Genomic DNA, 10,441 nt, shown 5'->3' with positions numbered 1-10,441 from the left:
ACCTCATCTGGTACGCCATGACCAGACAGTGGCCCTCTGAAGTAAACCCGCAGCTTACCAACAGCTCGATTGCCCGTCCCTCCTCTCACTCTCACACGGCTGTCCTCAAGGCGGAAATTCTGGGGTCGCAAAAAAATGCCAAGGTGCAAGCGACTTTTTCTGCTGACGACGATCGCTGGGTTTTCAATCGCGGCAATCCAGTATCGCCCGGCTTGGTTTTTTATTTGATGGCTGATGGTAGCTTTGCCGTATGGGATTCTGAACGGAATCGCAAGAGCAATGACATCGAGGCTCCCCCTCCCGCCTTCGTCCTGACAAACAAGCAGGTCTTCAATGGTCTCGCTGGTGATGGAGATGCCAAATTATGCAACGGCCTGATTGCCGACTGGGCTGCTTGGTCCGATAGTATCAGTTACGCGGATCTGGCGAAGCAGATGAATTCGGTTCTGCTGGCCTTGTCACCCTCCGGAGAAGCCTACGAAGCCGGCAAGCCGGTTAGAGTTGGCATCAGCGACTCGCGAAGAATCCCCACAATTAAGATGCCGTACGGCATCGAAGTTCCGATCACGCAAGCATCCTCTAGCATCAAAAGAATTGCTGAACTTGCCTATATGCTCGTATGGAGCGTCGCCGAGCACACGGAAATTGTTAATTTGAAAGGCAAGAAGATCGATACTCGCGTGACGATACTCGTTGACGAGGTAGAGTCTCATCTTCATCCACGCTGGCAGCGTTCCATTGTTCCTGCTCTGTTGGAGGCCATCGATGTGTTGTATAAACAACGAGGCGCCTCGGTTAGTACGCAAATCGTTATAACAACTCATTCTCCGTTGGTGATGTCTTCTGTCGAGTGTAAATTCAACCCGAAGTATGACCAATGGTTCGATTTGGATTTGATTGATGGAAATAATGTCTCTCTTACCAATCGTGAGTATATTCCCATGGGGAGCTTTGAAAATTGGCTGACTAGTAAAGCTTTCGACCTTACAACATCCTATTCAATGGATGCAGAGATGGTTTTGCGAAAAGCTAACGAACTCCTTAAGAAAGATTGCGTAAAAAGAAGCGAAATCTCGCAGGTGAGCAGTGAACTAGCAAAGGTTCTTCCAGAAATGGATCCTTATTGGATCATTTGGAATGCGGAATTGAAACGGAGGGGTATCAATTGATTCCTGTAAAGCCGGCGCCGGAGCCCTCAACATTCAATAAGAAGGTCAGGAAACCTGGTCGAGATTTTTTAAAGAATCTGGGTATTACAAAGCAAGGGGATGTAGCAGATAACATCCCGTGGGATAAGGCTCGCTTTTGGGCAAAATGCTCCAAAGAACTTGATAGCGCATACAATTACATATGTTGCTATGTCGGAATGAGGATCAATAATAGCAGTAATAGATTCGAAAGCCATTCAGTCGAACACTTCATTCCTAAAAGTATTAATCCTTGGTTGGCATACGAATGGGACAACTATCGTCTAGCTTGCAGGAAGGCAAATAGTGACCGGGATAAAAAGCCGGTCATAGATCCATTTCTAGTGGGGCCTGATGATTTCAGACTGGATCTATTTACCCAAAAGTTATTCCCTAATCCAATACTATCTAAACAAAAACAACAAGAAGTAAAAGACACAATCGATAACATCGATTTAAATTGCGACTATTGGGTCAAGAACAGGCAAAATTATTACTGCGAATACCTTAAAATGGAATCTGAGGAAGAGGGGAGGAAATACCTTCAAAAAAACGCCCCGATTTTACTCGCTGAACTTCTACGACCCTCTCAAAAAACCACTGTCGTCGAAGACGTCTAGCAACTTTGCCCTCTGGCGCGCTTTCCCGCCAATCGTTCCGCGCATGGCGTCAAGGCGTTTGTTTTCCCTGATTTTCTCGGGACGCTGATTGTGATGCTGTCGCCCTTGCACCGACGCGCTGACCATCGGGTAGATGGAGGCAACGCCCTATACGGGCCGCAGATGATTCATGGACGTGGCAGAGAGACAGCCGTCGACGTATCCCTGACAGGAGAGGAGTGCCGCAGCACACCGTCTGGTGAGCTTCGCAGCAGGGGTGCAGCAGCCGATTTCCCGGATGAACGAAATTTTCGGCAAAGAGATGGCGGTGCATTGCGGCTAAAGTTCCGTCATGTGCCAAGAGGATCACACGCACCCTGGACACTCTCATTCGGGTTAACGCGGAGCTGCGCTCCATGTGAGCGCAGATTTCTGAGTTTGCCCGCTATCTGTGCCCAGGCAGTCCTTGCTGGTAAAAGGAAGGTCGCGCTTTGAGCGTAATATGAGAAAAGCGCTATAATATTACACATAGATCATATTTGGAGATTCGCATGAGCAATCCTAGCCTCTCTATATCATCTCTAGTGTTCTTCCGTAAAAACGCGGGCTTGACGCAGGCAGACATTGCAACAGCTATGTCTATTACACAATCTGCAGTTGCACGACTAGAAAAAAGATTGCTGTCTGATGCAGATGTAACCTTGAAAACTCTGGAACGTTACGCAGAGGCAGTCGGGATTCGTATGCATGTCGATTTCGAACCTAAAGCCCATAAAGCAGGGGTATTCTCAACGGCTGCGGAAGCCATTAACTTTGCCATTCACTCCTCAGCATGTGAAGGCATGACAACGCCGAGTGAAGATATTGACAATCTCTGGCGCCTGGCCAGAGGAGAAATTTCTGCAGACACTTTGATTCAGCAATATATTTCTGAAGCTATTGAAGAGGATCAGAAAATACATGCACGTTGAGTACAATTACAAGTACGACTGCATCGTGGATCCATACACCTATTCAGGCACAGCTATCTTAAGAAACAAATTCAACATTCGCGACTCTTCAGTGCTCAGCAAGGTAGAGCGGCGCATCACGGAAGCCAAGTTGGTTCTCCTCCAGACGCGCCAACTCCCCAGAGGGCATTACGACCTGAAGCATCTGCAAGCTATGCACAAATATCTTTTTGGCGATATTTACGACTGGGCGGGGGAAATCAGATCAGCTGGCTTCATCAGCAAGGGTCAGTCCATCTTTTGTCATAGCGATTTTATCGTTCCATATGCGCAATCACTCTTTAGCTGGATGCATCGAGAAGATTTCAAAGGCATGACAACGGAACAGTGCGCCAAACGGATGGCGTTTTATTTGTCGGAGGTGAATGCCCTTCATCCATTTCGTGAAGGAAACGGTCGCACAACGCGTCTTTTCTTTGATAGCTTTGCGAAAGTAAACGGATGGGATCTCGGAATTGCTCAAATTCCTCATGATGAGTTTGTCGCCGCTATGATCGAAAGCATGAACAGTTCTTTGGAGAGACTAGAAGACGCAATTGGCAAAGTCCTCACAACTGCTCAGCGTTAACGTTTCCCTATTGAAAATCGGGCAAAATATCGGAAGCAGGGAAGTTGCAACCATCCCTTCCGCCCCACAACTCCGGCCAGGCTCACGAAATTCTCGATGTCGAGCCTTCGGCGTCGGAATGGGGGCCCCGCAAGGGGTTCAGACACGACAAAGCCCGGTGTTTCCAGCACCGGGCAGAGTCTTCTTAAAGGAAATCGGGATGCTCGCAACATTCATTTCCTTGTTAGGAAGTTTAGCACAAGCGCAAATCGTTTGGATTGGCGACGTCAACACGAATTTCGCGTCCCAAAGAGTCTCTAATTTGGGTAGAATAATAGGACATGGTCATTTTTGTTGTTTTTTTGGTGCAAACAAAATTATAGCAAGGATGACCATTCTTTTTGGCTACCACACAGCCGTTTACAAGAAAAACCGACCTGCTCGGAGGTCGGTTTTTTGTGGCTCATGCAAAATTCGGGTTAAGAGGCAGACAGCACGAGATGAGCGATGTATCCCGAACGAGTATCCCCGTTTCTGGTCGCCAATCCGTCCAGGCGGTGAAGGACTCGCTTCGGGAGCGTGATGTTGACCCTCTCCGACTTGTCAGAGAGCTTGGAAAGATCCACATCAACCGTACCCAGAATCCATCCTTGGTACTCATCAATCTTCGCGACAGATTCCATGCTTGAAGGCTCAGGGATCGCCTCCCCGTCGTCAATGGCGCATTCAAGCCATCCTTCTACAGCTTCCTTAGCCATTACATAGGCTTCATCCAGCGTATCCCCAGCTGAGAAGCAACCGGGGAGATCAGGGACAACCACGCCATAAGCATGAGTATCGTCGCCTCTTTCGATTACGATTGGATAACGCATAGCGTCCTCTGTTAAGAGTGGGACGGAGTTCCAGAGAACTCCACCCCAGTTCAACATCACTTGAAGCGTATCCCGGCTTGCTTTTCGATACTTCTCACGGTACCGATCGGCAGATCTTTTTTGGGATGCGGAACACACACCGTCATCTTCGACCCAAGACGTTTGAAGTAGTGATGGCTTCCTCGTACGCGAACTTCCCTCCATCCTTCGGCCTCAAGCTTGCTGATAATCGCGGAACTATTCATATTTGTCCCTTCATTATCAACGGCTCAATTATACACACCGCCACACATTAGATCATGGCTCACAATCGGATAAGGGGTGAGGACTTTCGGTCTTCAGCCCCTTACAACGGAAAATCTCGAGGCGGGTAGGGTATAAAAAACAACCCGTACTCAAACTAGTCTCATAGACAGCTTGAGAACAGTCTGTGGTTTCGAAACGGTCCTCTTTGGACGAGCAGATGTCGCGTTTCGTCGTGGGGCGAGGCGCGGCTCGAGCTCATATAGCACGAGAATGCCTGTAGGCAACAGGGCAAAACGGCAGACTTGTCCTGAATAAAGGTATGCCGGGCAAAGACGGTTTGTGGGGAAGAATGATGATAAAAAAACTTGAACGCATCCAATGTCGGCCCTCTGCAGAAGCTCGATCTCACTTTCGGTCCTCGCCTCAATCTGATCACTGGGGACAATGGGCTCGGGAAGAGTTTTTTGCTGGACCTCATCTGGTACGCCATGACCAGACAGTGGCCTTCTGAAGCCAACCCTCAGTTGGCCAACAGCTCCGTTACCCGTCCTTCCTCTCCTTCTCAAAAAGCCGTCCTCAAGGCGGAAATTCATGGGGTGCAAAAAAGTGCCTGCGTCGAGGTAGCCTTTTTTGTCGACTACGATCGCTGGATCCTCAAGCAAGGCGATCTCGCATCGCCCGGCCTGGTTTTGTATTTGATGGCTGACGGCAGCTTTGCCGTATGGGATTCGGAACGCAATCGCAAGAGCAGGGAGAAGGAAGCTCCTCCTCCCGCCTTTGTGATGACCTTCAAGGAGGTTTTCAATGGCCTGGCGGGTGAGGGAGATGCCAGGTTGTGCAACGGCTTGATTGTCGACTGGGCCGCCTGGTCCGATAGTCGCACCTACGGGTTTCTGGCTGAGCAGTTGAGTGACGGGAACCAGGTCTCTCTTGTCCACCGAGAGGACATCCGAACAAAGTGAGTCGGTGCTTGTCGCCGACGGCATGATCGAAGACCATCGACGTACATCTGAAAGGGGAGGAGCACCGCAACACACCGCCTGGGGAGCTTAGCGACAGGGGGGCAGCGGGCTGTTTCTTTGATGAACGAAATTTCCATTTCGTTCAACTGGCGGGACGAAAAGGCGTTCTTCAGGACTGAATCGGCACCTGCTGCGGGCGTTACGGGCAGTCGAAAACGTCAGCACGGGCGTCTGCTCGGACTCGACGTTTTGACCGGCTGAAGGCCCAACAGAGTGACAGAGGGACGGCAACGACTGCTTACAATTGTAGGGTGGTTTGCCGATAAAAAGTCCGAAAAATAAGCCCCCGGCGGTTGCCGAGGGCTGTGGTTGCATCTTAACTCAAGACAGCATCAGCTCTGAAACGGGGCTAGTGGTAGCTTGAGAGCTACGAGTTACGCAATCGCGTGTTTAACCGGAGGCCTCGCTGCCTTGGTGCTGTCGAGAGAAGCCTCAAATACTATTGAGCCGATTCCCTGCGTTCGATTCGCCTGACGAGATGTCTGGGTTTGGTAGCGTACCATGCATCAAAAACTTGTCTAATGGTGTGGCGCATATAGTCGGCTGGAGTGGAAAGCTCGACGCCCTTGCGATGGAAAAAAGAAATGGTCAATGGCGGCAAAGCAAATAAGGATGCCGGCAATGCCGAGACTCGATTTTCATATCTCTCATCTTCCGCTACGCTCAAGGGGGAGAGGCTGAGAGCGTTGTGACGTCCGTTAAGCGCATCAATGCCGTAAAAATCGCAGATGGTCAGGCTGCGAGGGGCTGTAATGCCGATTGAGTTGAGCTTGGACAAAAGCAGCGGTTCATCGCCAACAGTCGTCAGCCATTCGCACGAGGCAAGTTGATGGTGAACATCGGCGCCGGGCTTGAAGATTGGATGTGAAGCAGAGGCGATAACGCCTTGGTCTACTTCAAAGAGCGGCTCTTCTTCAAGAGCTGCAAGTGATTCACGCTGATGGTCGCCGATCATGACAACGGACAAGTCCAGTTTGTCCGTCACGAGCTGTGAGAGGCAGTCGGTTAGAAAACCGCTGCTGAAAATGACTTTAGTCTCAGGAAAGCGGCTTCTGAAGTGCGTCATGGCATCGGCAAGAATGCAGGGCGGCAAAGTCGGCGTTACCGATAGGCGCAGCTTGTCGAAATGGCCTGTTGCTATGGCTGAGACTGCTGCGGCAGCCTTGTCGGCATTGGCGACAATGGTTTCCGCATATGGCAGAAGACTTTCACCGGCTTCGTTGAGCCTGAGCCCTTTGGCGCTTCTTTCAAAGAGCGGGCTACCGAGTTCCGCTTCCAACTGGGAGACGGCTTTGGCGACGGTTGACTGTGTGAGATTGAGTTCAACGGATGCACGTCTGACACTTCCTGTCTTTACAACAGCCAAAAATGCCTTGACCTGGCGAATTTTCATCGGAATCTCCGTTGTGCATAAAGGAACGGGGGTTGCGTCATAAAGACCCGGCAATTGAAAGGATCTTAACCGCCATTGATGACGGCAGGGGATCAAGACAGGGTAAACCCGATGGCCGCTGTGACATGAAGAAGGCGTCAGGTTCTTCAATGCAGGAAGCCTGACGCCTTTGGGAGGATTGATAATCAGAATCGATGAACGATGCCGGCCGTGAATTCATAGCCGTTGGGCTTGGCTTCCATGGCGGCGGTTTCGACCTTTTCCTGAGACCAACCGGTCATGGCGTAGACGGCGGTGCGCTTCGAGATGGCATAGTCGTAGCCGAGGGCCGCGATCACGCGCTTGAAGTCGACGTCGATCTTGTTTTCCATGTCGCGGTAGCCGATGCTGGCCTTGGCAACACCGCCGAGCGCCGGGACGTTCACGCCAAGGCTGACGCCGTAGCCGTCAACGAAGCCGTAGCCCTTGCCGCCGGTTACGGCCATGATGCCGTCGGTGCCGACGCCGCCGCGGAAGGCGGGAAGCTCCTGGTCGCCGAAGAACTGCGTAAATGCGAGGAGTCTTACACCGCCGTCGAACGTGTAGTTGCCGCCGACGGTGACGGTCCATCCGTCGTCCTTGCTGGCGGCTGCGCCCGTGCGGTACGTGCCGTACATCGTCGTGTCGGCCACCACGATGGCTTCAACGGCGCCGGCCTTGTAGCGGGCGGCGACGGATGCATAGCGGTCGGATTCGCCGCCACGTCCTTCGGTGCTTGTGGTGAGGCCGGAACTCTTGAAGGAGTACATCGCGTAGCCCGTCAGACCGGCAAAGGTCGGGGTCACGTAGCTGATCGCATTGTCGACGCGGGTCCAGGAAGATGCGGAGATGCAGCTGGAACCGAAAGCCTTCGTGTAGTTGGCAAACAGAGGATCGATGGCGCGGAAGAGGCCGTCGGCGCCGAGTGTGCTGCCGAAGAGCGGGAGAACGCCTGCGGAGACTTTGCCGAAGGGCCCTGTCAGGTCGACATGGGCTTCACGGCCAAAGAGCTTGCCGGTCTGGTCGAACTGACCGTCGTCGGACTTGAAGCCGGATTCGAGAACGAAGCCGACCTTGTAGCCGTTGCCGAGATCTTCGGAACCGCGAAGGCCGAAGCGGGAGCCGAATTCCTTGGCGTTTTCCATGGAGAACGTGTTGACGCGGTCGTGGCCGGCAACGTCTGCATCGCTCGAAACAAAGGAGAGGCTGGTGTCGATGACGCCGTAAACCTGCACGTCGGCAGCGGTGCTCGGGAGTGCAGCAAAAGCGCACAGCGCGCCGGCGACTGCCATGGATGAGAACTTTGTGTTATTCATGACTCATTCCTGAATGTCGGCTGCATGCATCCCGGTGCATGCAGCCGGTTGGTGATGTTAGAGGTTGATAGAGCAGGGCGCTTTTTTTAGGCGGCAGCCAATTCACGACCGACCAGCCACCCCCAGGTCGCGGCGCGGCCCGCGCACATGCCGGCAATAAGATTGGGATAGGTGTTGGCAAAGTAGCCGCCGCTGTCCTGTCCGATCACGTAGAGACCGGGAATAGGATGACCTTCCGTGTCGATGGCATTCATGTGCGTGTTGATCTGGATGCCGTCGAGCGTGCAAAGCGAGTAGCCGGCATTCTTGACGCCATAGAAAGGCGGCTTTTCAAGCGGGGACAGACGGAAGGATTCTTTGCCGAAATCTTCGTCCACGCCCTTGTGTGCGAGATCGTTGTAGCGTGCGACCGTCTTCTTGAGGGCTTCGGGCGGCAGACGAAGCTTGCGTGCAAGTTCTTCGATCGTATCGGCCTTCTGTACGAAGCCGTCGGCGATCAGCTTGGGAAGAACCGTGGATTCGATGAATTCCCATGCGAAAATCGGACGCGCGCCGTTGGGGTGCGGATGCAGGCGAGAGCATCCGGCCATGCGCGTATGCTGAACAAAGTCCGTCCACGTGGAGTCGAAAAGCGAATAGTGGCAGTGTCCCTTCTGGTATTCGTCGGCATGAAGAATGCCTTCATAAGTGCCGGACTCATTGAAGAATCGTTCGCCGTCGGCATTCACCTTGAGCCACGGCTGGCTGCCGGGCCAGAACGTACCCATGTCGGTCTTCTTCATGGCTTCGATGCCGGGTTCCTGATCTGGACGAAGCGCGCTGCGGTCAAACTGTGCCATGGAATGGGTTTCGTCCATCTTCGCGCCAACCCACAGACAGGCACGAATGCCGTCGCCCATGGCGCCGGGCATGGACTTGTTGCCGCCCAGAATTCGAAGATTCCAAGGCTGAAGGGCCTCTAGCATGTCATAGTTTCGGCAATATCCGCCCGTTGCAATCACAACACCTTTGGAGGCGAGGTAACGAACATAGCGGCCGTCCGAGTTTTCTGCGATGCAGCCGGTGATGCGGCCGTTTGCTTTTTCCAGTTTCACCATCTTGGTGTTGTAGTGGAATTCCGCACCGTGCTTGACGGCATAATCGTAGAGAACAACGTTGCCATTGAGGCGCTTTTGGCCCTTCTGATTGTTTTCCCAACGGGCCTGCGGCCATCTCGGCGTGTGGCACGTCGGGATGGCGGGATAACGCGTGTTTTCGACATTGTCGACGGTTTCATGCCAAAGTTCGACGCCTCGTTCGGCAAGGCGGTCGCCGTACCAGTTCATCACTTCGCCGGAACGTTCGGCAAACGTAAGGTGGAGACGCTGGTCGACATGGCCGCCGGCCGCCTGGGTGGCAAGGGTGACGAAGTCAAACTTGTTGATGTTGGTACCCCACTTCTTCTGGTAGCGGGATCCGATGGCGGCAAAGCCTTCGCGTACGCCGGTGCCGACGACAAATCGATCGATGCCGATCACCTTGGCTCCGCTCTCGGCGGCGCTGGCAACGGCAAACATGCCGCTGGTGCCGCATCCGACAACGAGGATTTCGCTTTTGACGGTCTTGACAATGTCCTTCTCGTCGATGACAGGCGGCTTGCCGAGCCAGTCGCCGGTCTTGGACGCTTCTTCAGCCGTCTTTTCAGTAATGACTTCAACGGGAATCTTGCCCTGAGCCTGTTCAATGCACTTGCGGGCCGCACGCGTAACGGCGTTGGAGGTCACCGTAGCGCCGGAAACGGCATCGATTTCGGCACCCTGAGAGGCGAGAAGGGCCTTCTTGAGCTTTTCGGCAGCGGCCTGGCCGATGGAAGGCGTTTCACTCGACGCATCAATCACGACGTCAACGATGCGGTCGGTTTCAAAAGTCATGCTGACGCGGACATCACCGGCGATGCCGGCAGCCTTGGCAGTATAGGTGCCGGGTTTGTAAAGGCCCGCCGGAGCGGCGTGAACGGCGGCGGCAGCCAGGGTGGCACTGCCGGCAAGGCCTGCGCGAAGCAGCTGGCGCCGAGAAAGGTTTTGCGACATTTGGTCTCTCCTGTGTAGATATGTGTCCTTTCGAAGAAATCATCTTCTCGAACATGAGATCATCATAGAAGAATCAATATCGGCTTTGTTTGGACAATTTTTCCCCCTGTTCGCTAATTGCGAACTCTCCTAAACAACCTCGCCACTGAAGTGGGAGGGTTT

At 53.1% G+C, this 10,441-nt stretch carries 10 protein-coding genes; 5 read left to right on the top strand and 5 right to left on the bottom strand.

What is annotated here, in order from left to right:
- The 4 genes from HMPREF3036_RS07895 to HMPREF3036_RS07890 all read left to right on the top strand — a co-directional run.
- Nucleotides 1-1,169: AAA family ATPase (locus tag HMPREF3036_RS07895; protein WP_062333331.1), on the top strand; the 1,169-nt coding region annotated here is incomplete at its 5' end.
- A complete protein-coding gene (locus HMPREF3036_RS11915) occupies nucleotides 1,166-1,807 on the top strand; it encodes an HNH endonuclease family protein (RefSeq protein WP_156469786.1) in 642 nt (213 codons plus the stop codon). The genes HMPREF3036_RS07895 and HMPREF3036_RS11915, both read left to right, overlap by 4 nt.
- A gap of 530 nt (nucleotides 1,808-2,337) precedes the next feature.
- Nucleotides 2,338-2,757, top strand: coding sequence for a helix-turn-helix domain-containing protein (locus HMPREF3036_RS11600; RefSeq protein WP_082897413.1), 420 nt, complete (start codon nucleotides 2,338-2,340; stop codon nucleotides 2,755-2,757).
- Nucleotides 2,747-3,364 (top strand): Fic/DOC family protein, encoded by a 618-nt coding sequence (locus HMPREF3036_RS07890; RefSeq protein ID WP_062333328.1) that lies wholly within the window; start codon nucleotides 2,747-2,749, stop codon nucleotides 3,362-3,364. The genes HMPREF3036_RS11600 and HMPREF3036_RS07890 overlap by 11 nt, the downstream gene beginning before the upstream one ends.
- Nucleotides 3,365-3,822: 458 nt before the next feature.
- Here HMPREF3036_RS07890 and HMPREF3036_RS07885 read toward each other — a convergent pair whose 3' ends face one another.
- Entirely contained in the window at nucleotides 3,823-4,215 is a 393-nt protein-coding gene (locus HMPREF3036_RS07885; protein WP_062333325.1) for a type II toxin-antitoxin system HicB family antitoxin, read from the bottom strand.
- Nucleotides 4,216-4,271: 56 nt separating this feature from the next.
- Entirely contained in the window at nucleotides 4,272-4,460 is a 189-nt protein-coding gene (locus HMPREF3036_RS11595) for a type II toxin-antitoxin system HicA family toxin (protein WP_082897412.1), read from the bottom strand.
- Between the two features lie 366 nt (nucleotides 4,461-4,826).
- Here HMPREF3036_RS11595 and HMPREF3036_RS07880 point away from each other — a divergent pair, with 366 nt between their 5' ends.
- Nucleotides 4,827-5,423 carry an ATP-binding protein gene (locus HMPREF3036_RS07880; protein ID WP_062333321.1) on the top strand — a complete coding sequence of 199 codons (597 nt, stop codon included), beginning with the start codon at nucleotides 4,827-4,829 and terminating at the stop codon, nucleotides 5,421-5,423.
- Between the two features lie 499 nt (nucleotides 5,424-5,922).
- On the opposite strand, the gene HMPREF3036_RS07875 is transcribed toward HMPREF3036_RS07880, so the two are convergent.
- From HMPREF3036_RS07875 to HMPREF3036_RS07865, 3 genes are all read right to left on the bottom strand, one after another.
- Nucleotides 5,923-6,876 carry a LysR family transcriptional regulator gene (locus HMPREF3036_RS07875; RefSeq protein ID WP_062333318.1) on the bottom strand — a complete coding sequence of 318 codons (954 nt, stop codon included), beginning with the start codon at nucleotides 6,874-6,876 and terminating at the stop codon, nucleotides 5,923-5,925.
- Between the two features lie 185 nt (nucleotides 6,877-7,061).
- A complete protein-coding gene (locus tag HMPREF3036_RS07870) occupies nucleotides 7,062-8,210 on the bottom strand; it encodes a porin (protein ID WP_231853606.1) in 1,149 nt (382 codons plus the stop codon).
- A gap of 86 nt (nucleotides 8,211-8,296) precedes the next feature.
- Complete coding sequence (locus HMPREF3036_RS07865) at nucleotides 8,297-10,279, bottom strand: FAD-dependent oxidoreductase (protein WP_062333312.1); 1,983 nt, start codon at nucleotides 10,277-10,279, stop codon at nucleotides 8,297-8,299.
- Nucleotides 10,280-10,441: the final 162 nt, after the last annotated feature.

The sequence above is a fragment of the Sutterella sp. KLE1602 genome (assembly GCF_001578585.1).
Classification (GTDB): Bacteria; Pseudomonadota; Gammaproteobacteria; order Burkholderiales; family Burkholderiaceae_F; genus Sutterella; species Sutterella wadsworthensis_A.
Note: the sequence above shows the minus strand (reverse complement) of the source record. Positions and strands in the feature narration are given on the sequence as shown.